Source organism: Myxococcus sp. AB025B (assembly GCF_006518215.1).
In the GTDB taxonomy this organism is placed as follows: domain Bacteria; phylum Myxococcota; class Myxococcia; order Myxococcales; family Myxococcaceae; genus Myxococcus; species Myxococcus fulvus.
The window spans coordinates 1-25,321 of record NZ_SRLW01000140.1 but is presented as its reverse complement, the minus strand read 5'-3'; the positions used below and the strand labels follow the sequence as shown (position 1 = coordinate 25,321).

Here is a 25,321-nt window from a genome sequence, read left to right as displayed (position 1 = left end):
GCCCTCCCCCACCGAGCAGCTCCCAGCCGCGGTGGCACCCGCGCGTAGCCCCCCGATGTAGACCGTGCAGCCCGCGCGGAAGCCTGTTCCGAAGAGGTCCAGCGTCTCGCCGCCTGCGGTCAGGCCATACGCAGGCTCCACCGAGACCAGCGTCGGAGCCTCGAGCGTCGCCTGGGATGCGGTCTGGAACCGGACCTCCACCTCCGCGCCCAACGTTCCACCCCGGACGTCGGCCAGTCCGCTGCCCACCTTGAGGACATAGCTCGTTCCCACCTGCAGGCTCGCGGTGGGCGTGAGCACCACGCGTGCCCCGCCTGCCTCGGAGTGCGCCTCGAGCGTCCCGGCCACCGGCTGGCCAGCCGAGGTCTCCAGGTGGATCTCCGACAGCGAGGCGGCGCTCGGCAACTCCGAGAGCAACACCACGGGCGAGGTACCGACCGGAACGGTCTCCCCCTCGGACGGAAGGGTGCCTCGGAGCTCGAGATGATCCAGCGTCACCGAGGCAATCGCCCCGGCGAGCCCACCCGAGCCATCCTCCGGAGGAAGGATGGGTAGCTCCACCGCACGCCCTCCCTTGTCGAGCACCAGCGTGCCCACCAGGAGGTAGCGGTCCATCATCGCCAGCGAGCTGGCATCCCCATGGACCACGGCGTGCGAGAGCTTCGACGGAGTGCCACCCACCGGCACGCGGAAGCGCTGCACCTTGCCGCCACCCGCCGCGACATAAGCGATGCCACCCGCCACACGCGTCTGCTCCGCCGAGACCCGCCCGCTGTTCATCACATCCTCGAGGACCAGCCCCTCCACGAGCCGTGGTGCCGAGGGCGTCGACAGGTCGACGATGGCGACCCGGGCCTTGGCTCCGAGCGACACGAAGGCACGAGGCCCCTCGGCGGTGATGTGAGTCGCCGGGCCCAGCAGTGGCAGCACGCCCATTTGCGCCAGGTCACCCCGGCGCGCATCGAGGACGAGCAGCCGGGCTCCGTCGGCGCCCTCGGCCGCGACGAGCAGGAGGTGTCCATGCAGGGCCAACGCCGTGACTCCACCCGGGATGACCCGCTGATGCGTCAACCGGGGCTGGGCCCCTTCCGTGGTGCGATAGGCGCGGACTCCCGCCGAGTCCGCGGCGAAGAGCATCTCGCCCCCCACCGCCACGCCCACCGTCGTTCCCGAGCCCGGCAGGGAGTGCACGAGCGAGGGCGAGGAAGGCCTCGTCACATCGACGACCTTCACGCCGCCCGTCCCTGCGGCGACATAGAGCCGTGAGCCCGCCTTCACCAACTGGTAGGCCCCCGAGCTCGCGCTGTCCGGGAACATGAGGCGCGCCACTTGCCGGACGGCCGTCGGTTCCGACGGATCCGCGATGTACACGCCACCCTGTGCCTGCGTGCGCGTGCCTCCGCCAGAGATCGCGGCGCCCTGCGGGCCCGTCACCTCGACCGAACCACCGATGGAGGCATAGACGACGCCCTGCTCCACCAGGACCTGGCGCAGCGGCGGCGTCTCCAATCGAGCGACAGCACCCGCGCCGTAGAGGAAGGGCCGAGGGCTGACAGCCACATGGTCACGAACCCCTCCTGCATGGGTCGGTGTCCGCAGGGAGGCCTTGACCTCCACCAGGCCCGCGTCATGCGGCGGCGCCACCGCGGTGAGTCGATGAGACGACTGGACCCGAACATCGAATGACGGCGTGTCACCGAAGTGGATGGCCATGCCCGGCATGAACCCGGCCCCCGTGAAGGCCACCTCCACCCCGCCCGCCTGCCCTGCGTGGTCCGGCAAGGGCGCGCTGAGCTGGAGCGGATCTCGGTAGACGAAGCCGCCGAGCCGCAGGCTCGACGCTCCGTCGGGGTAACCGACCTGGATGGCCACGGGCCCCGCGACAGCCGAAGGAGGCACCTTCACCGTGAGCGCCTCGGGCGTGCCGCCACTCCACACGACGTCCCCGGCCCCGGTCAGAGGTGTTCCCCCGACGGTCACCATGAGACCCGCACCACCGAGCCCCAAGCCCTCGATGCGCACCGTCGTCGTCTCCGTCCGCGGACCACTGGCCGGAACGACCGAGGAGATGACGGGCTGAGGACGGCCGCCCGCATCCAGTTGGAAACTGAAGGAAACCGGACTCGCCAGCGAGCGCGTCACGCCAGACTCGTGCAGCAGGGACTTGATGCTCCCCTTGGCCAGCGAGACCTCGACCCGCTCACCCGGCGCGAACGCGGAGCCCGTGTTCGGCGTGAAGAGAAGCGACGAGCCTCTCGTTCCCGTGAAGAGCACCTCGACCGCTCCACTCACCACACGCCCCGAAGGAGGCGGATGGCTCGCGGAGAAGGCCTTCACCACCAGCCCTCCGGACACAAGCGAGCTCGCGTCGACGTGCATGTTGAAGTCGATGTGGACATTCGAATCCGCGGGAGCCACGGCTCCCTGGACGGGCGAGTGGCCCACCGCCAACAACTCCGTGGCGGGCACCTCGACAATCGTCTCCTCCTCGTCACGCGTGGCGACCAGCAGACTGCCGCCGTACCACGTCAGCCCCGTGCCCTCCGCCACGAGCGCCGTGGACTGGAGCTTCACGGGATGGGCCTCATTCTCCACGGACACATCGAAGACGTAGAGGCGCGGCCCCACGGAGATATAGGCACGGCCCGAGCGGACCGCGATGCGCGCGCGCATCAGCGCATCCACCGGAAGCCCCATCTCGACCACCACGCCACCCACGCGAACCCCCTCGCGGTCATGGATGGCGAGCCTCAAACCGTTGGCCCTTCCATCGTGGATGTTCGAGGTGAGGACGTAGAAGCGCCCCACTCCCAGCTCGAGCGCCAACCCATCTTCCGGATACAGCGGCACCGAGCGCAGGAACACCGGCTGCGGCGTGGCGAGGTCGAAGACCTGGATCTGCCCGCTGGCCAACCCAGGGTGCGTCACGCTGACATAGGCCAATGCCCCTTCAATCCTGACGCCCGTGGCGATGCCCCCCGTCGTCGACCGGCCCACCCGATAGGGCCGCTTCGGCTCGGAGACATCCACCACGGAGATGCCCGCCCCCTCCGCGAGCACCGCCAGGCTCCCACTGACATCCAGCCCCAGGACCGGCTGCTCCGTCACCACTCCGCCGAGGCGGATGGGCCGCTCCTCGAGGCCCATGTCGAAGATATCGAGCCCCACTGCCTGGGACGGCGCGCTCACGCCGACGAACAACGTATCGCTCACACGTCGCAACTCGGACACCTGCTTGGGGGGATAGCCCGGCAGGTCCAGGTTCATCCGGAACGGCATGTCGTACGCGAAGGTCGCGACCGGCGACCCGGCCGCCCCAGGCGCGCCTTGGCCGGGGTCGACCACCCGAACCGTGGCCAGCCCCGCCTCGTCGGCACGGGGCGTCGTGAAGCGCACCGTCCGCAGGTCCAGGATGTCCACGTCCTCGGCGGGCTCCGCGCCCACGAGCACCGACATCCCTGGCATCAGCGCATCGCGGTCGAGCGCCAGCGTGACCCGGGTCCCTCCTCCCACGGGGCCATGGTCCGGCGACAACGTCGCCTGGGCCTCCGCCACCGGCTCCAGGTAGAACAGCGCCGAGGCGAGCTCCGAGGACGGCCCTCCCGGATGGACGACCTTCACGTCCGCGGGCCCCGTCTGTTCCGCGCCCGGCGCATCGAGCGACAGCGCGGTGCCATCCGAGGACACGACACAGCCGCTGCCTCCGAGCGAGCAGTCCACCACGCGGGCCGCATGCCCGCTCACGGTGAAGCTGACGCGCTCTGTACCCGTGAAGTCCCGGCCTCGGAGCGTCACGCTGCCTCCCGAAGTGCGCGGGAGGCTGTGCGGCTCCAGCCCCGCCAGCAAGGGCCGCCGGCTGTTCGCCGCCCCCGTCTGGAACCCCGCCGCGAAGGAACGCAACAAGCTCCCACCGGCCTGGTCCGTCACACCGGTCGTCATGCGCAGCACGTACTGCGTCTGCGGCCGCAGCGTGCCCTCGACACGGACCCTCACGCCGTGACGGCGGGTGCCCAGGTCATTCTCCACCGTCAAGGTGAGCACCACCGGCTGGCCATCCGCGCCGACCGCCGGCTGTCCCTCGATGTCCACGAGTTGGACGGTGCCCGCATGGATGCTCGGGGCATGGATGGGACGGTTGATTCGGACGAGCAACTCCGGACTGTCGGGGGAGATGATGGAGCCACGCACGGGCACCACCTCGGTGACGAACGAGAAGGGCACGACCAGCTCCGTGAGCCTGTCGCCTCCCGCCAGCACCAGCCGGTCCCCCACCATCGCCGTGTCGAACGCCACCTCGGTGTTGCCGCCGCTGATGAGCTCGGGGTGGCGTGGGTCCGCCACGTCCACCAGCAGCACGCCACCTCGGTTGGAGGACACGAAGAGCATGTCTCCCAGCAGGCGCAACCGCTGCGGCTCTCCAGGCGTGTTGGACAGGCGCTCGTCGAAGGGGATGCGCAGGGACGTGAGTTCCCTCGCGTCCGCCGGAGTCGAGATGTCGAAGAAGAGGACCCCGAGCTCCGCCGCGGCGACGATGGCCGTGTCGCCCACGACGACGACGTCGGAGAGCGTGGCCGCATACTCCAGACGCTTCACCCGGGCCGCTCCCGGATGCGCGGACGCATAGATCTCGAGCGCCCCGCGAGGAGCCTCCCCCGCGTGGTGATACGTCGTGCGCTGACCGCCACGAGCGCCACCGCCCAGCGAGTAGTCCGGCGGCGGCGGGAAGCCACCTTCCGGGTTGTTGCAGTAGTGCACACCCTCATGGTGACCGGTCACCACGAAGAGCCGGCCGCCGCCCAAGGCCATGCCGAACGGCTCTTCCTCCAGGGGGATGCTCCCCACGAGCAACGGGTCCGACGGATGGCGCGTGTCGACGAGCCTCAGGGCCCCACCCGTCCCCGCCGCCGGCTCGTGCCCGAGGCAGAGGCCGGCGCCCGGAGGCGGGTTGGGCGTCATGCCATTGAACGCCACCCAGCCACCCATGGGAGTCGCCAGCAGTCGCGTGGCGAACTGCGGCTCCGCCCAGGTCCCGAACTTCGCGCGCCCCAACACCTCCAAGGAAGTGCCCGTGGAACGCGCCACGGCCAGACCGCCCGAGCCATTGGCGACAAGCACCTGCTCATCGCGCGTCGCGATATCGAGGGAGTCCGGCGTGAGGTCCAGTTCTGGCCATGGCGTCTCCGCGGGCAGATACCCGGTCAGGATGGCCTGGAGCACATCCACGCGCGCGGCCTCGGGCGAGGCACGCACCTCCAGGGACGCCTTGGGATCGCCCGCTCGCTGGACGTCGAACCCACCCGCCACGAACGCGTCGAAGTAGCGTCCCGACTTGTTGTACGTCCCCTGGTAATCCGTCGGGAGGCGGTTGCCAGCGATGGATGCGCCCGCGGACGCGTAGAGCATCAGCGGATTGCCCGAGTCCACGGTCAGCGACTTCGGAACGAAGGACTGGACGAAGACCTCGCCCGGCGTGGGAGGGGGCGGCAGCGAATCCACGACGCCGCCTCGAGCAAGGCCATGGCTCACGGCCTGATTGAGCGTCGCCTCCTCATCCAACACCGCGGTGCCCCCCTCGCCGGTGTTCCTCGGCAGAGACGACAGGACTCGGACCCTCGCGTAGCGCTCCCGCGCATCGAACGAGCCAGGAGGCGCTGTCACGCGCAGCTCCGTGGTCGACACGACGGACACCTCGGAAGACTCGATGCCACCCACGAAGACACGGGGGGCGCCCAGGGCGCCGTAGGCCCAGGCCGGCAGGAAGCCATCTCCCACGACGCGCATCTGGCTGCCGCCCTTCGGGTCGAGGAAGCGTGGCGTCGCCATCGCGAGATACAGCGGTGACTTGTACAGGAAGGCGCCAGCCCTGCGGTCCAGCAGGCCGGACCCCGTGCCCGGAACGAGCCGTCCCAGGGCATCGAGCTCACCGTTGAGGACGACCACGTCGGCGAGTCCAGGGAGCCCCGGCGGAACATTGACGCGCAGGCGCGTCGGGTCGTGCGGCACCGTCGGCAGTACCTGCGCGACCGCGCCACCGATGAGGACCGTGGTCACCTCCGCGAAGTTCTCTCCGAGGATTTCGACGAGGACACCGCCTTCGGTGGATGCCACTCGCGGCGCCACCTGGCCAATCAACGGGCGACGGCCATCGGCCCATGCCGCCTCGAAGACCACCTCGAAAGGCGAGAGCAGGTGTCGGGCATCCGGTGTCAGCAACTCCGTGGACACCGCCAGACGTACTTGGGCGCCCGCGGGAAGTGGCATCTCGGGACGGAAGCGGAGGACGACGGTGCTGGCCGGCTCCGACGGACTCCCCGCCTCCAGCTCCACACGAGGCGTGCCCGTCCGGACCCACTCCTCGCCATCGACGGTCAGCGACACCGCGGCGCGAGCGCTCTCCGGCGTGATGGTCGACGAGAAGGAAAGCAGCAGCGAAGACAGGTCGCGAGGCACCACCTCTCCCGCCGTCACGCTCGCGGAGACCACGGTCAGTTCGGCCGCTGGACCGAACTCCAGGGACCAGCCACGAGTTCCAAGGTCGCGCGCGCTGACCACGCGGCCACCCGCCACGGCGACACGCTCGGCGGAACCGCCGCTCGCTCCAGCGACATGGTGCAGCAGCCGAGGGCTCAGCACGTTGCTCAGGTCCACCACGGCCACCCCCGCCGCGCCGACGGCGACGTACGCGAGGTCGCCCACCAGCTGGACATCGGATGCGAACCCCTTGAGCACATCGGTGCCCAGGGAAGGCCCACGCTGGATGTCGTCGGGCCGCGACACGTCGACCAGGACGAGGCCCTCGTTGCCCGCCGCCACCACCGCCCAATGGTCCCGGCGCAGGCGAACCCGCTGGACGTCGAGCGACAGCGAGTCTTGAGCCAGCAAGGCCCGGTCCACCCGGACCGTATGCAGTCTGCCGCCCGTGAAACGCTGTCCCGGCATCCACCGTCCGGAACCCACGACGGCCAGACCATCCTCCACCGCGAGGGCGGAGACGTCGGGCCCCCCAGCCTCCGTCGGCCCGATTGGGGACGGCAGCAGGTTCAGGAGGAAGGGCCCATGCGTGATGTCGAAGCCGCGCAGACCCGCCACACCCGCCGCGGCGAGCAGGCGATCTCCTCGCGCATCCAGACCGAACACCGCGCCGGACCCCGAAGACGTCACGGACACCTGGCGGGGCTCGAACGGACGCGAGATGTCCAGCTCGACCACCAACGCCCTGACGTAGGTCCCCTCTGGGCCGCGAACGCCCGCCCCCACGTAGAGACGATCACGCCCATCTGGCGAATACGACAGGGAGAGCAACTCCCCACCACCGAAGCTCCAGGTGCCGACGATGCGGTCATCCACCCGGTCGCCGTCCTCGTCCACGAGCTCATTGCGCCGCTCGGGCGGAATCGGCGTCCCCGCCAGGCGCCCGAGGCGATGGACTCCAGAGAGGTCCACGACGCGCAGCCCCTGGGAGCCCACCATGTAGACATGGTCACCGATGGTCACCATGTCGCGGATTTCACCCTGGAACGCGACCGCCGAATCCGTCGGCTGGTCGAAGATGTAGGCGTCTCGCAGCGTGGCGCGGGCGCCACTCGGATGAACCACCGTCACGTCCACGGCGCCCCGGAGCCCATTGGGAGTGAACGCCTCGATGCGCTCCATGCCGAGCGTGCGCACGCGCAGAGCCGGTGCGCCATCGAACAGGACCTGCATCAAGCCTGTCGTCGTGAAGCCCTGGCCCGTCAACACCACCTTCGCCCCCCCCGTCGAGGGACCTCGTCCCGGGGAGATGGCGAGCAACTCCAGGGGCTTGGTGTAGAGGAACGCGCCCGCGCGAATCAGCGTGCCTCCCGACGGATTGCGCACCTCGAGCGCCACCGCCCCCGCCGTCAACGACGCGGGCGTCCTGACCTTCACCTCCACGGGCGAGAGGGACTCGACCACCGCCGGAGCGCCACCGAAACGAACCTCCAGCCCCTCCTGGAAGCCACTCCCTGTCAGCGTGACGAGCGTCCCTCCAGCCACGGGGCCCTCACGTGGTGAGAGGGCCTGGACGACGGGTTGACGAGACACCGTCTCACCCGACGCCTCGAACTCCATCACGAAGCGACCGGGCATTTGGGAGCCGTCGGCAGTCCCCTTCAGCCCCGTGGCGACCACGCGGTAGCGAAACCCCGCCTCGAGCAGGTTCGCGGGGGTGAGGACGATGCGCGCAGGACGCCCCTCGGGAATCGAGACCGTCGCCGTCACGGGCTCCCCCTCGACGGAGCCACTCAGCTTGAACAAGCGGACGTCGAGCCGCCCTGGCACCGCGACGGGCATGTTGAGGTCGAGGACCACGCTCGACGTCTTGGGCACGCCTGTCTCGTGAGCCCGCGGCTGCGTGGACACGACCGCCGGGAACGGCACCTCGATGATGGCCAACCCATCATTGGGCGCGACCTGGTTGGCGGGCGTGTAGACCTCCCGGAGCGACGCGACCACAAGTCCACGGTCCATGGCCACGCCGCCCAGGGCGGTCGCAGGCCAGAGGTCCACGGCATCGATGGGGAGCGGCGCCGTCGGCTCGGAGACCGCCGTGAGCTGCACCACGCTGCCGCCACCACTCACGCCCAGGTGGGGGCCCACGTCCGACCTGGAGAAGCGGGTCCCCACGAGCGCGGGCACCGGAGCGATCCTCCGCGGCTGCGTCGGCGGGACCAGGGACACCACGCTCGCCTGGTCGTTCACGGCGGAGAGGCCCATGCCCTCGTACAGCGCCAGCGCTCCCAGCGCGGGGCCCTCGCCCACGACCGGGAAGCCAGGGCGAGCCAGGTCCACCACCAGCGAGGCACTCATGCCAGCGCTGGATGCATCGAGGACTCCGTATCGTCCCATCACCCGAACGCCCTGGATGGAAACGTTCCGGACACTCCCTTTCAGCAGGAAGGAGTGAACCGAGCCGAGCAGCGAGGGGCGCAAGGGGTCCACGAGCGAGAACACCGCGAGGCCACCCTCGCCCGCCGCGACGAGCGCGAGGTCGTCCACCAAGGCGACCTCCAGTGCCTGCCCTTCATACGGCAGCGCGGACACGAGCCGAGGCTGCGACCCTTGACTCACGTCCACCACGAGCAATGAGGGGCCGCCTTCTCCCGCCAGGTCCACGGCGGGCACGGTCTCGGAATCCGCGGCCACGTACGCGACGCCCTGGCGCACGGCGAGTGCCCTGGGCAGGTACGGCGGTGGGAAGGACGCGCCGCCCATCACGCTGGCCCTCCCAGGTACGGAGACGTCCACCACGGAAAGGGCACCCAGGACGCTGCGCTTCAAAACCTCGGTGATGTCCCTGGCTCCAGGCTCGATTGAGGCGTCGGAGAGCAGGTAGGCCCTGCGATCCACCAACACCACCTGGCCAGGACGCCCCTGTGGCAGCCGATCCAAAGGGCGGAACTCAGGTCCATCCACGCGGGGCGTGTACCGTGCGACTCGCGTCGGCGCCGACAGATTCGAGTAGAGGTACGCACCCTGCTGTTCCGCGCGCTGACCGTCTGGATTGACGACGACGACATCCGCCGGGCCAAAGCTCCCGGGAGGCGTCGTCACACGCATCCGTCCCGGTGACAGCACGGTCACCAGGGGCGCCTTGCCTCCCTGCGGCGCCTGCGCCGACTGCCCACGGAAATAGACCTCCGCCCCCAACTGGAAACCTGCTCCGGTCAGCTCCACCTCCTGCCCACCCGCCAGCGGGCCCGCGGACGGACTGGCCTGATGCACCTGGAGGATGTCCATGTACACGAAGCCGCCCAGCAAGCTCCCCTGGAGTCCACCCGGGTTGACGACCGTGACGCGCGCGGGCCCCTCTACCTGGCGCGGACTGCGAGCCATGATGAAGCCGCCATCGCTGTCGACGATGATGTCCGTCGCCTCGACACCGGAGAAGTACACACGGGCGCCCTTCTCGAAGTGCGCGCCGGAAATCTTCACGAGCGTTCCACCATCCACCGGTCCCGCCCTGGGCACCACACCGCTCACCCGCGGTGCATCCCCCGCCGTGGTCCCCGTGCGGAAGCGCGCCATGAAGCGCTTTTCCAACTCCTGGCTGAAAGGAGACGGGCTCCGGATGCCGGGCTCGACCGTGATGGAGTACAGGGTGTCGGGGTCCAGGACCGCGCCGGACGGAAGGATGATCTCGATACGGCGGTCATCGGACGCACTCAGCCTGACAGTGACCTCGAGGGGAGCGCTGTTCAGCAAACCCTTGCGCAAGGCGACCCGCGCGGAAGTCACCGTCTGCGCATCCAGAGGTTGGGAGAAGCCGACGGAGAGGTTCAATGAACTACCGCTGAGCGCCACCTGCTCCGCGCCGTCCTCCGGGGTCACATCGGTGACCAACAGCCGAGGCACGGTGAATTCCGCGACGCCCGCGTGACCGAAGAGGGTCATCGGGCCCGAGGGCGTCAACAGCACATCCTGAGCCTCGGGAATGTTGGCATGGACGAGCTTCGAAGCGATTCCCTCGCTGTCCACCATGGAGGTGGTGAGCAGCCCCTTGACCGACCGGCCTTCCGCATTGACGTACTGCACCGTGGACACGGACAGGTTGCCCAGGGCCGCCACCGAGCGCTGCCCCTTTGCCAGCAGGTCCGCCCGCGCCGACGCATGCGACAGCAGGGACAGGACCCGGGGTGTCCCCCGCAGGTCCACGACCACCAGCGAGGCAGCCGCTCCCGCGCACCCGACGAAGGCCCGGGTGCCTTCCACCGACACGGTCTGCGCCGAGCCAGGGACCGGAATGAAGTCCAGCTCGCCCAGCTCCGGGTCCGACAAGTCGAACACCCGGAGTCCCCCGCTCCCCGCGGCAACGAGCAGTCGGTCTCCCGCCACCGCCACATCCAGGGCCTCGCCCGTCACGGGGAGCGTCGCGATGCGCTGAGGATAGGCGGGGCTCGCGAGGTCAACGACGACGACACCCACCCGCCCGTTGGCAACGAAACCCAGCTGCCCCGTCGCGGCCACGCCCCCGACCTCGGGCCCCGACAGGTCGACGATCCCTTCGCGCTTGATGTTCCCGATGTCTCGCGTGTCGAAGAGCACGAGCTCTCCAACGCGCCCCGCGGCACTGTGGCGAACGCTGACGAGCGCCCGCTTCTCGTGGAAGGCGGAGGCCACCGGCACACCGTCCAGGGCGTGTGCTGCCAGCCCCGTCACGGGTTCCTGTGCGGCGTCTGACACCTGGAAGAACTCCACCCCCTGAGTCACGGGGGCGCCCCACGGTGCGCCCGTGATGCCCACCACGCCCACGGCGCTGCCATCGAAGGCCAGGGCGGACAGTCGCAGGCTCTCGCCCGAGACGCCCAACGGGCGATAGGGAGGACGCGTCGGGCGCATTCCACCCTCCACCCGGACGACGCCCGACACGGCTGAATTTCCAGCCAGGTCCCGCGCGTGCGCCTGGAGGGTTCTTTGCTGGCCCGCCATCGGCGTCGGCAGCAGCCACGTGTAGCGATAGTGGGTTCGCCCTGAGCCGGCGAGGACCGGCATCGCCGTGGAACCCAATTCCTCAGTCACCGCCCCGCCACCGGGCAGATCTCGCGTCGAGGTGAACAGCACCCGGTCGACCGCGGCGTTGTCCTCCGCGAACGCGGACAGCAGCAACGGCTCGCCCTCGGTCACGATATCGAGGTGCGGCGGGTCGATGAGCTCGACTTCGGGCGCCGTCGTGTCGGGAATCGTGCCCACCTTCCGAATGGCGGAGGCGGTCTCCTGCCCCGCCATGTCCACCGCGACCGCCATGACGTCGAACGTCCTGCTCCCGCTTCCCAGCGGGGCAACGAAGCTCCCGACATAGGCGCTCGGCCTGCCGGGGATGCCCGCCGGCGTCGTGGCCGTGGCCACCTTCCGGCCGTCGACGAAGAAGGACACAGACGCGATGCCACTGTCCGCGTCGACCGCGTTGGCCTCCATGCGGATGCGCGCGCCCGCGAAGACGACGCTGTCAGCCTCGGGGCGCGTCAACGCGACCGTGGGCGGCTGATCCTGCCGGACAGTGAAGTCCACGGGCGCGGACAGCGTCGCCTGACCGGCCGAGTCCACGGCCCGCGCCGCCATCCACAGCCGCTGCCCCACCTGGGACGGCTCCGCCATGAAGGTGTAGTCGAAGGGCGCGATGAAGAGGCGCCCCACCTCCACGAGGCGGTCTGGCGCCGGGCCCACGAGGAACGTCACGTGTGAGAGCGCGACCCAGTCCTTCGCATCCGCGCGGAAGATGGCAGGCTGCCCCACCACCACGGGCTTCGAGGGAGCCACCAGCGCCACGGTGGGCGGCTCGTCATCCACCACGTTCACCGTCACGTTCGCGGTCGCACTCAGATTGCTCAGGTCGACCGCTTTGGCGGTGAATGTCACGGGGACCGAATCGCCCCCCGCGGGCACCAGTGCCTTGGGAACGGAATAGGAGAAGCGGTACGGCGGCGCGGCGAAGCGTGCCACCTCGACTGGCGCGCCGGATCCCACCTGCGCGGAGATCGTCACGCTCGCGACCCCGACGTTGTCCTCCGCGCGAGCCTCCACGTCGAGCCTCAAGCCCTCACGGATCGCGGAGCCCTGAGCCGGCGAGGCCCACCTCACCGTCGGAGGCGTCGTATCCGCCTGGACGTTGACGGAGACAGGCTGCGCACGGGTCGTCTGGTTGGCGGAGTCCCGAGCCTTCGCGTTGATGGTGAGTCGGTGGTCACGCGAACCATGCGGCAGCGGGACCCGGAACGTATAGGGACGCGTGGTGCTGACGAAGTGGAGCGGTCCGCTCGGGCCACCTTCCACGGTGACCTCGACGCCTCGGACCTCCACGTCATCCTGCGCGGCGACGAGCACGGAGAGGTCACGCCCCTCGTAGACGACGCTCTCGTGCCCGGGCTGGGCGATGACCACCGTCGGAGACTGGTCCTCCGCCACGGTCAGGACGACCAGCTGTGAGACGACCTCGTGACCGAAGCTGTCCTTCGCCCGTCCCTGCAGGCGAAGCGTGCCTCCCTCGGTCTCCGGAACAGGAACGAGGAACGAGAAGGGCGCCTGGTAGAGCGTCGCGAATGGAGTCGTCGCACCGTCCAGGAACAGCGACACCGAGGTGATGGCGACGTCATCCTCGGCGGACATCACCACCGGGAGCGGGTTCTTCGCGACGGCGCGCGAGCCATCTGCTGGGGACAGGATGGACAGCGCGGGCTCGCGGTCCCTCACCACGTCAATCTGCTGGTACTCCATCTCCCCGTAGTTCCCCGAGACATCACGGGCCCGGGTGGCGATGAAGTACGGGACATTGTCCAAACCTCCAAGCCGAGCCAGCTCCGGCACCGAGTGCTGGAAGGTCACCACCGGCGAGTACACGTCGAAGGCGGAGCCCGGCAGTGCGTTCTCTGAGGGGAAGCCTCCAGCGATGTGGACAAGTTCCAGGGACTCCGCGCTGGGGCCCGCGTAGACCTCCACCCGGTCCACGAAGGCATTGTCGTGCGCCTGGACCTGGACGAGCACGGGCGTCCCCTCGACGACGTCCCGGCCCAGATTCGGGCGCAGAATGCTCGCGACAGGCAAGCGCGAGTCGGAGACGACCCGAATCCTCCGTTCCACCGTGGCGCGGCTGCCCTCAAGATCCCGAGCCTCCACGCGGAGCTGGATGAAGCTCTCGGAGCGATTCGGATCCAGCCGGACGAAGCCCGCGGGCAGGGACAACATGCCCCTGAAGATTCGGAAGCGGGAAATCTCCTCGGGCACCACGTTCAGACGTGCCAGCGCCTCGCGGACTGTGACATCCGAGGCGACGGGATCACCCTCCTCATTGAAGAATGTCGGGACCGCGATGCCGTCACTCTCCTGGAGTTGAAGCGCGGGTTTGTCGTTGATGAAGAACTCGACCCCCGTCACCCGCGTGTCGTCCGCGGACAGCGCTCCCAACCGGAGCTGGATGCTGCCCTCCACGAGCGAGGCATCCGCCGCGGGTTCCAGGAAGGCCAGCTCGGGAGCACGCGGCCTGCGACTCTCGACCACCAGTCGAATGCTCTGCTCGTGATCTGCGGTGTCGCGCACCGTCACCGTGAGCACCGAGGGCTGTCCCTCGGCACCCAGCGGCGGCGTCAACACCACGGAGCGCTGCTCGGCCTTCACAGAAGGCACGAATGAGTGCGTCCGCGCCGCTTCCGAGCCGAAGGCAGTGGTCACGGATTTGACGCCGACGTCATCCTTCACCGTGAAGTACAGCGTTGCATTTCCACCTTGGAGCAAGCGGACGAAACCGCTCTCCAACTCGGTGCGATGCAGCGTCTCTCCCAAAGCTTCCAGCCTGTCGAGCTGGACCATCGGCTTTCCGTCCGGAACAGCCTGGAGATAGGAAGGAAGGGAGACGGACTCATTGCCAGCACGATCCCAGACCTGGACATACAGCTCGGCGGGTCCCAGCGCTTCGCGCGTCACAGGGAACACGAGTTCCTGCGCGGTGCCCACCAGGAGCTGTTCTCCCTGGGGAATGCCATCCACGAGGAGGCGGACACGAGCGAGGCTCGCGTTGTCGGACACGCGCACCCGGACCGAGTGCGGCTGCCCCACGACGACCGATGCCCCCTCTGCCATGCCGAGGATGGACGCCTGGGGGGCCACGGTGTCGGGCACCACGCTCAGTCCGCGTGTCGTCCGCGACGTGCCACCTCGAGTATCCACCGCCACGGCCGTCAAGCTCACGCTCGACGAGGTCCAGGTCTCCGGAACGCGGAAGCCCACCTGGCGCGAGGTGAGCACGCCTGCCTTGAGGTCCAGCGGAAGCGGATCCACGGCGATCTGCTGCCCTGCCGCGATGGTTCGAACCTGGTACGGCTGCCCCGCCTGATAGCGAACGGCGAGACTGGAGACGAGCACGGGCCTCGCGTCACCCAAGGCGCGCAGCAGCTCGACCTGGACCTGCTCGACCTCGACCACCCGTGCATCGAAACCGATGTCCACTGCCGTATCCGGCTGGGCGCTCAACGCCACCCATCGAGGCTGGGAGAAATCGCCCGAAGGGAAACGGGCCTTGAAGATCTCCAGCGCGGCACGGTCATCAGGGGAGAGATTGTCCTTGAGGCGAAGGTGATAGGTCACACGTGCCTGCGAGCCCTGGGTCGCCCCGGAGACCTTGAGCTTCAAGACGCCTGGGGCGCCCTCATTGCCAACCGGAGCGTGAGGTGTCAGGCGCAAGGCCCCCGCCTCTCCTTCGACGACGAAAGCAACGGTCTCAGACGGGAGAGGATGCACGCCGAAGGTGAGGGAGGCCTTCGAAAAGGCGAAAGCACTGGCATCGAAGGATGAACCCTCCGTCGCCAGTGACGGAGCGGCGAGCGTCAACGAGTTGGAGGACACCGAGGTCACCTCGGATGTCGAAGCCACCAACCATGCGGCCTGCAGCCCAACGTCGTCCTGGAGTTCCAGCGAGCCCGAGTAACGCTGCTCCTCGATGAGTTCACCGCTCGTCGGCGCCACCCACCGGACGATGGGCTTCGTGTCGGGGACCAACAAACAGGAGTACGACGCCACCGACCTGCGGTTGTGCGTATCGACCGCAGTAGCCTCGAAGCTCACCGTGCGTGACTCGGTGGTGGTCAAGGTGGGTAGGACGAAATCGCCACTCAGGGAGACCCGGTCAGCCGGCAACGTCGAGGGCTCTTGCACCAGCCCACCCAGCGGCTCGCCGCCATCGAATCGAACGGACACGGACTGCACAGTGGTGTCGTCCGACGCCTGGACACCGAGCTTCACCGTGGCCCCCGCGACACACGTCCGCGCATCCGGGACACCATCGAGCGCGACTCGAACCACAGGAGGGAGCTTGTCCTCGACGGGAACAATCTCGAACACCACCTTCGAGGTGTCGGTGAAGTTGCCTGCGGGGTCATAGGCGCGGGCGAAGAGGACGTGCCTCACCGGCACGGGCTTGAAGCGAACATCCTCGGGCGGCTGGAAGGAGATGGTTCCGGAGAACGTGCCCACGTACCGACGGCTGACGAGGATGTCCCCGGGCCCCTGCGGATTGGGCGCGCGCACCTCCTCGAAGTCTTCCTGCGTGGCGCGGAGGAAGGACTGCGTCGGGTCTTGCGGGATGAACTCAGGGCAGCTTGGCGCCGGACTTCCGGGGACTCCTTCCGGACAGTCGAGGAACAACGCGACGCGTGAGACTCGAACGTCGTCGGAGACCTCGATGCGCATGCCGAGGCTACCGTTGGAGGGAACCTGGATGACCTGCTCCGAGGCCGTCGGAATCGGTGCCATCAACAGGGCCGTGGGGTGCTCCACGTCATCAACGATGTCCAGGACGACGTCCGCATGGCCCACTTGAGGCACGGGGCTGACATCCTTGACGGCGACACCCACGGACCGCGCCGCGGCGGGCGTGGATGAATCGACGATGGGTGCCCGCACCACGAGCCGCTGCTGCACGGAAACATCGATGGGACCGATGAACGGCTCCAGTGTCGTGCCACCCGAGCGAGCGGCGACGCTCGCGACACCCTCATCGTCGGCGACAGTGAAGGTGACAGTCACGTCCTGTCCCTCCTTCACCGGTGTACGGGGAGAGGGCGACATGAGGGAGACAACGGGGGCAGCGTTCTTGGTGGCTCGGAGCGAGAGCGTGCGCTCCGCCGTGCGGTTCCCGTCGTCCGCCACCACAGCGCGAAGACTCAGTGCCTTTCCTTCGTACGCGGCGGGAACGTCCAGCTTCCACTTGAAGACCTGGTACAGCCCTCCCTCCGTCGTCCCCGTGATGGGCCCCGAGCCCACCAGCACCTCGGAAGCCGATGAGCCATTGGAAGCCGCCGGGTCTCGCAGGTAGAGCGAGGCGTGCTTGACGTGAACGTTGTCCGTGGCCACGACCACCACATCGACGCTTCGTCCAGCCCCGGCGAACACCGTGCTGCCTTCGGAAGGACTGCGGAAAGCCACCATCGGCGGCTCATCGTCCGCGGTCACCTTCAAGGTGAGCGAGACCTCGCCCGCGTTCTTCTGCCCCGCGCTATCGAATGCCTCCGCCAAGAGGGTGAACGGGCCTGGAGCCAACGGAAGCAACAGGTCGAACCGGTAAGGAGACAAGTTCGAGGAGCTGACGGCATGGCGGGTGCCGCCGCGAAGTTCATAGAGGTCGACGCGGGAGACAGCCACGTCGTCCTTGGCATGCAGGACAATGGGGATTCGGGTAGCGGCCGTGACGGCAGCGCCTGGAGCGGGACTGACGAACTCCAGGGAAGGAGCGCTGTCCGCCTTGAGGAAGACCGTGTGGCGCGCCTCGGAGTGATTGTTCGCCGCATCGACCACGCGGGCCGTCAGCGTGAGTTGCTCCTTCGCGAGCGCGCCTTGGAAGAACTTCTCCGCCGGAATGACCACATGGCTGACGAATGAGCCGGCGACGCCTGCGTTCTTCCCAGGAGCATTATCGGTGAAGAAAGCCGTCTGCTCGTCATCGAGGTAGATCTCCACCTTCACCACGTCGACGTTGTCGACCCCTGCGACCGTGACGAGAAGCCCCTGCGAGTTCGGAACCTGGGCGTGGTGGCTTGGCGTCAGGATGGAGACGGAGGGAGGAGACGAATCCCGGGTGATCAAAACAGGGATGGCACTGCTCTCGCGAACATGCCCCTGGGCATCCCGGGCCACCGCCGTGATTTCCAGGTTGAGCGAAGAAGACGATCCCTGCGGCACAGCGGGAGCGACGTAGAAGACACGGTACGGTGGAACAGAAGACTGCCCAACAGCCTGGCCATTCACCTTCCACGTCACTTGCGGAGGCTCTCCGCTGTCGTCGGTCGCCGCGGCGGTGAGCACAATGGGAGTGCCTCCCATGAACGAGGCATTCGCGACAGGGGTCAGAACGGATACGGACGGTGGACCATCCGCCTTGACGACCGCCTCGAACCCCACGCGGCGTTCGAGGCCTGCGTGGTCGACGGCCTGAAGCTCGACGCGATAACGGCGGCCTGTGCTTCCGGGAGGCGGCGTCCACGAGAGCTTGAAGTCCTGGCCTCCCAAGGTGACGCCTCCCTGGCCTCCTTGGTCCAGTCGAGTGACACCGACCGCGTTCCCATTGACGAGCAACGCCACCTTGACGCCAAAGGAGAGCGCGTCGTCACTGACACGCCCTTCGACGGAGAGCGGGACGCCCTCGGTGACTTCGACGCTATCCCCCAAGGGGCTGCGGCGGGTGATGAGTGGAGGCGCATTACCGACGATGCGGACCATGAGCGCCGCTCCAGGCGCCGTGGCGCCGTGGCGGTCTACGGCCACTGCCTGGATGACAGCGCTCGATCCTTGCGAGCCCGGCGGCGGGATGTAATTGACCTCCCAGATCGGAACGGTGGCGAGCTGCTGCGGCTTGGAATTGGGGATGGGGCGCAGTTCCACACGCGGGACCTGTGCAACACCGACGGGAGCACCATCCACGGTGAATCGAACTGCCTGGAAGTCGAGAGGCGACAATGAGCCGGAGGCCCAGTCACCGCTGGTAACCCGAAGCGTATGAGGGAGACCCTCGATGAGGCTCGCCCCAGCAGCGGGATGCTCATAGACGACCTTCATCGCACTGGGTCCAAAGGGCGGCAGGACCTTGGTATCGAGAGTGGCCTGGGTAGAGGACTTGCCACGCGAGTCGACCGCGATGGCGGCCAGGCGCAGCGTGGAGCCTGCGACAGGTGGGGCCTGGATGCTCAGGGTATAGGGGGCGGAGTCATCCTCGGCAGTCGGGACGCCGTTGACGAAGAAGACGACATGTTTGACGGCGACGTCATCGGATGCGGTGGCGCGAACTTCGAAGCTGGAACCGGCGGTGGTTGACGCAGGACCGGAGAGAAGAACCTGGGGAGCGCCATTGAGCGCTTCAACCCGAATCTCCTCGCGCCAGACGATATTCTCGGCGGTTGTATGAGTTGCCGTGATGGCAGCGGAGCCCACGCCACGCGAAGTCAGCTTGCCATCAGCGGAGATAGAAACAGTGGCCGGGTCACTCGAACTCCAGACCGTGTTCAAGGTTGCAGGGGACAGATCGACGACTCGACCGGAGACAGGATCATCCAGGAGTCCTTCGAGCTTGAGCTGGAGGGTAGCACCGACGCGTTCCAGGGTTACCGTGTTCGGTGCGATGCGCGTCGCTACGATACGAGAGGAGTCGGTGACGAAGACAGGTACCTCCGTCACGTGATCAGCATACGAAACCTTGATGTTTGCATCGCCCTGCCCCAACGCGATGACTTCACCAGACTGCGTCACAGCGACAACGGTCGGGTTGCTTGAAGAATAGAGGACGCCATGACGCCCGCCCGACAGGTTCACTTCCCCCGCAATGGCGAAGTTCCCGAAGACATTGAGTTGCTCGCGGCGCCCGACTTGATTGATCAAGAGAGAGCCGGGCTGCGCCTGAATGGAGACGAGCGGATCGAACGAGTTAGCGTTGGTGAACTCGACGACGGAGGTGTGGACAGTGCGGCCAAATGGGTCTTGCAGAGCAACATCGGCAATGACGACGCCATCAGGCGGAACTGTGCCATCCACTGTAGGAATAAAAAACTGGATGCGGCCAGGAGTGCTACTCCGAGGCCTTCCCACGAGGCGACGAGAAGAAACGAAAGCCTCAGCCTCCACTGCGCTCAAATCCCCTAGAGATGTGCGGAGGGCGAGAGAAGAAGCCCCAAGCACGGACAACACCGCAGAAGCGATCTGTCCTGTGTAGGAGAGTTCGAGAACAAGGCCTCTCGAAGTTGGGTCCGCACGAATCGCGACAGGGTTTACACCGAATCCAGGAGGACTGACTTTCGCATCATAAACAACAGAGAATGGAGCACCAGAAACAGAGTCAGGACCGACAGGAGTCGCTGTGATCGCCAGGACCCCATCCGCAGGAAACGGAGCACTCAGCGGGACAAGGAGATGAAACGGAAGTGCGCTGGCGAAGTCACGGTCGACGCGAATATGCGATAGAGAAACAAAGGTTCCCTGCGACGAGGAGCCTCCCTCCACTGAAACGAGAATCTGCGACACCTGATTCTCGATATCGAAGGCGAACTCGACGCTATTAGATCCAGCACGCAGCGCGGCAAGGGGGTATGCTCCCGTCACCACAGGCGATTCTGCATTGGCAGCAAGGGCGAAGCCCAGGCACACCAAGATGAGGACTGCGCGCGCACAAAGCAACCTCAAACAATTCACAATCCCTCCGCCCGCACCACCTCAATACCCACACCTTTAAACTTCAGCGCCAACCAACCTTCTCGGTTCATCACCAAGCTATCGCTCGCCCTTGTCCCTCAACCAACTTGGCAAGCCGCGAGCGAATTGCATTGGCAGTGCAGGCCACCTGCCTTCGCTCGCATCAACCAAGACACGATAAACATCAACAAACTCATACGCAGCACGCAACCTGCCGCTACATCTCACCAGCACATATCGTCCTTCGACTCCAGCCAACTGGACCACCAGTCTCTCCGGCAAACCATCCACAAGAACTTCCGCCGCCCACACTCCGGGTGCTTCCTCCTCTATCTTCAGGAGGACGATGTCTCGAGACCGCTGCAGTGGCTCGCTAGAAAACTCATTCACAGACGGCCAACTTGGCCACCGATCCTCAACGTCGACGCGGTGCGGGACCGTCAAGCACTCGCCTTTTCGCACTCTACGAATGAGCCAAATTGCCTCTTTGCATTCACGAGTAACCTCTAACTGACCTGGCTGAACATCAATCGAGGCGCTATCCCCTCCTGGAGGATTGAAATCCAGCACGATGCGCCCCAGGCTCTCATCCAACCTCAAGTCCGCAATCCATCGATCCTCGCCCTCACGTCGGACATCGACAATTACAACTTCCATTCGCATCACCTCGGAGCGGCAAAGAGACCAAGCCCAGTAAACCTCTCAGCGAACCTCTCAAGCGGCCAAGCATCCGCCGCAGGCATCGCCGGATCTCGCACATACACCAAATTCCCAGACACCCCATCCACAACCACCCAGTGCTGACCATAGTCCAGGCGAGCAATAAAGACTCCATTCCCAGCCCGAAGCCCCTTCTCAATTGCCATTAGCACTTCTTGCGGCTGCACTCGCATCTTTACACCAGCCCCTTCGGGCAGCAAATCTTGTCCCGTCCAGATTCGCCCAGAAATGGGAGCCTCTCGATTGAGCGCATCGCGAAGCGCAGCTGCCGTGTACCCCGCATATCTATTATACGTATTGAGGTCCTTCTCTGACTGTAATGGGTCTATCATGGGAGGAGTGTACTCTGGGACTTCCGTCAGCCTAGCTTCGGTCACCTGAACGCCGTGGTGCTCAGCAGCCATCTCGCCACATGCTGCACCACAAGAGTGAGACCCAGTCTGCGGAACATGCCGGCGCGAAAGATCGGACTTGCCCTTCAAAAAAGGCTTCGCCCCTCTATTCGTGCTTCGCGCCCCACCTGCCCAAGCCTCCATTTCTCGGCCGACAAAAGACAGTTCGGACACATCTGAGACAACACTGCGCCACGGCAATCTGACTGCATCAACGTAGCCCAAAAATCCCAGCGAACCCATGCCAGCCGTCAGCAAATTGACCGCCACCCCCTCAGGTGTGACTTCAGCCCCAATGCCATACTCAATCGCCGCACCTGAAACAGCTTCAGACCCCCACAATCCCACAGCAGCCACGGGTGCAGATACGCTTTGCCCCTCAACCAGTGCCAATGCGACCGGAGGGGCAGCGAGTGAAACGCCAACACCCACAGCTAGCACGGCCGCCCGAACATTGTGTTCAAGCTCACGCTTCCGCTGTTCTTCTAGTAATTCGTATTTCCCACGAAACTGTCCTAGCCTACTGGACGAGTCGAACACAGAGCCTTTCCATCTACCAGTAGCATGGAGCCGAGCCTCACACCTACCGTGGTCCTCACCATCGAAGCAGGCCGAGCGCCCATCCGGGTCCGTGAACTTCAAAGGATTCCCCCGGGCGTAGAGCCACGGATTCAACTCTGTTGGCGTGGTCAAGTAGCTCTCCGCTCGCACCGGATCCTCAGCCAGGAAGGCCCCTGTCACAGGACTCAACCACCTTTGCTGGGCATACCAATTCTTCAGTTCCTGATCGTAGAGATGACCAGTGAATCCAATGCTGGGCTGATCGGGCTCCACCTCTGTTCCGTTGCGGAAGTTGCCCCATGCGTCGTACCGGTATTCGGTCAAGACTCCGCTTGGCATCACTCGGCCTACTGCACTGCCAAGCCCATCATGAAGCACTCGGATGTCGCCGACGGAGAGAGTCACTCCACCGACTCTCTCCTGGTGCAGTCTCACCCCGCGAGCAAGCTGCTCCTCGACCAACTCATGCCCTGCCCAGACGTAATGACTCGCACCAGCAACCGCCACTCGCGTACGAAGAAGGCCGTCAAAACCGTAACGATACTTCACTATCACGGGTGTCTGAGCCTCCCCCGGCCCAGACTTTTCGATGCGAACCAGCGTCAGCCTGCCATCTGAATCCCACTCGTGCTGAGTATTGTCAGTTCCCGTTCGCTCGTAGCGTCGCACACGACCTGCTCCATCTGTGAAGATCGTAGCGAAGCGACGAGTCGAACCATCTACTGCCAAGTCGTCAATAGACTTAAGCCCTCCAGCACTATCAAATCCATACGTCAACTGGCGCTCCGGCGAAGAAACTTGCTCATACCCAGCCTCCAACAACGAGCCGGAGTGACTCGACACATGTCGCTCGCCAAGACGCGCTCCGTTGCCATCGAGCTTGTATAGGACAGCCGAGCTGTCAGGATACCGCACCCCTGTGAGACGATCCGCCTTGTCGTAACCGTATTCAGTGGATTCACTGACCACAGCCCCCTGCGCGTCGGAAAACTGGGCGGCTTCGTGAATACGATTTCCACGAGCGTCGTACGTGTAGCGGAATCCCACCTTCAAAGAAGACGGGGACTGCGCGCAGGTTACCTCCGCATCCCTAGCAGTTGTACGAACCGCCTCAAGCAACCCTCTGCCATCATAACACCACCGCTCGACCAGTGAGGCGTCTGCCACTCGTACAATTTGACCACCACCACGCTCCCACTCGACGGTGCGACTTGATGCCAGTTCGCCCGCGTTACGCGTCTTCACGTTGTTGATCCGGCCCAGCAGGTCGTATTCGAGTTCCTGCACCAGAAGTGGCTCAACCTCGGCCACTCCCGAGACCCGCTGTTTGAGCAGATCGGCATTCAACGCATACGCATACTCGACCAAGTCCTCGCGATCAGACTCCGAGTCCTTCCCTCGCCTCACTTGCGTGAGTCGCCCGCGAGAATCGTAGCTGAATGTATTCAACACGTCTCTGCTGATTCGGTGTTCATGAGCCTGAACGAGTTCGTCGGACGCACCGTAGGCGAACGCCAACCTCGTGATGTCTTGTTGTGGCGCAGAGGAGGGACCGGGCGTGAAAGTCTTCCAGACCGGACGGCCACGGCCATCCACGAGGGTTTCAACGAGGTCACGGTCATTTCCGCCCGCCTCTTCCGAGTTGTCCGGGCTCGTCACCTGTTGGACGCCATTCACCCAGGATGTCGACCAGTTCGACGTACCGCGCACCCGGCTCGTGGTCCGTCCCAGGTAGTCATACTCGAAGTACTCCGAAGGTACTCCTCCGGGCGGGCGCTGGATGCTCGTCAACCGCCGGAGTCCGTCGTACCCATACGTGAAGGCAGTCAGCCCGGGAAGTGTCACACTCAACAACTCACCCAGAGGGCCGTATTTATACAGCCAGGCGTCGCCGGGGTTGTCAGGGTCCTTCGCGATACTCGCTACATTGCCTCCGGCGTCATATGCGTACTTCGTGTCCGTGAACACCCCATCCCTGCCGAAGGTCTCGCGGACCATCAAGCCACGAGGGCCATAGGAAAGTGACCGGACGCGTTGAGCAGGGTCCGTTACGCTTTTGAGCCGCCCATCCAGGCGATAGGTCATCCGCGTGTACTCAGTCAGCGCCCCCTCGCCAAAGGCCATCTCCACGACCAGCCCCTGATCGTACGTGTAACGCGTGGCAGCCCGACCCGCCGGTTGCTCCTTGGTCAGAGTGCCTGCGGCATCATAGCTCCAGGCATCTGTCAGGCCCCCCTGCTCCCTGGATATGACCTGTCCCAGGCTATTGGTGGTCACCGTGAAGCTCCGCAGCGGTAGCACCACCTCGGGGGAGGCACTGACAGTCCCCGTCTGGACCACTGTCACCGTGCGCCCAGCCCATGGAGACTTCGTCACATACTCGTACGAGTCCGCACCTCGCTGCCAGCGCTCACTCCACGCCAGAGAGCGCCCACGGTCATCGAACTTCGTGTGCTCCATGGTCAGGACAGAAGGAGGCCCATTAGTCCCATCCGTCAGTTCCGTTCGCACCTGCTTCTGAAGCCACGGCCCCGCATACGCATAGGTTGTCGTGGTCGTGTTCTTCCTCGTACTCGTTTCGCCGCCTGCCACGGTCGGCGCGTCCTCTCGCACCTCCTTGACGAGCTGATACCGGGCATTGAAGAAGCGGTAGGTCTTGTAACCCAGCGGGTCCGTCTCCTCGACGGCGCTGTCAGGCACCGTGAGATCTCCGTCCGTCTTCCCCTGCAACCCATACGCAAAGGACCAACGCCCTCCCACGGGATTCCCCACCGTCGCCATCAGCTCCTTCGACAAGAGCTGCCCGAACGCATCATAGGTGAACCGCCAGTCCGCATCGGGGTGCGGCCCCTTCTGCTGGATGACGCGCCCTTCCCCATCCACCACGGTCTCCGTGATCGCCGCTGGATTGTTCGCATCACCCGGCGCCTCGGTGCGGTAGAGATTGCCCGCCGAGTCGTAATGGTAGGTCGTGGTCTCTGTCGCCTGGCCCTCGGTTGGCGCGACGAGCGTCCGCACCTGCCCACGCTCGTTGTAGGTGTATTTCCACGTGGCCCGCGCCCCTGCGATGAAGCGAACCTGCTCACGGAGCCTGCCAGCCACGTCGTAATACTCTTCGGTCTGCTCGTGACGATCCTGACCACCCACCATCTGGATGGTCCGCGATATCGCCACCTTTCTCAGACCGGTGCTGGCGACCGTCGCATCTTCATACCGCCGCTCCTCCTCGAGCGTGAGCGGCCCTTCCGCGGACAAAATCGTCCGCGAATATCGCGTCAGACGTCCAAGCACGTCGTGGTACTCGAAGCGCTCATCCGTTCCCATGACGACGTCATGCTGCTTCACCACGCGTCCAGCACCGTCGTAATCGACGGTGGTATGGACGCTCGCTGCGACGCTGCCGCCAGCGCCCTGCGACGGTCAAGTCCCGAATCTTGTGTAGTTGGTTCGGAGGGGGTTCGGGGGAGGGA

Annotated in this window: 2 protein-coding genes; both read right to left on the bottom strand. The window is 66.0% G+C overall.

Going from position 1 to position 25,321, the window contains the following annotated elements; genetic code table 11:
• Window positions 1-19,524, bottom strand: a 19,524-nt coding sequence (locus tag FL311_RS23010; protein WP_194869333.1) for an Ig-like domain-containing protein, incomplete at its 3' end; no start/stop codon positions are given.
• 1,316 nt (window positions 19,525-20,840) lie between these two features.
• Window positions 20,841-25,196 carry an RHS repeat domain-containing protein gene (locus FL311_RS23005; protein WP_141327938.1) on the bottom strand — a complete coding sequence of 1,452 codons (4,356 nt, stop codon included), beginning with the start codon at window positions 25,194-25,196 and terminating at the stop codon, window positions 20,841-20,843.
• Between the last annotated feature and the right edge of the window lie 125 nt (window positions 25,197-25,321).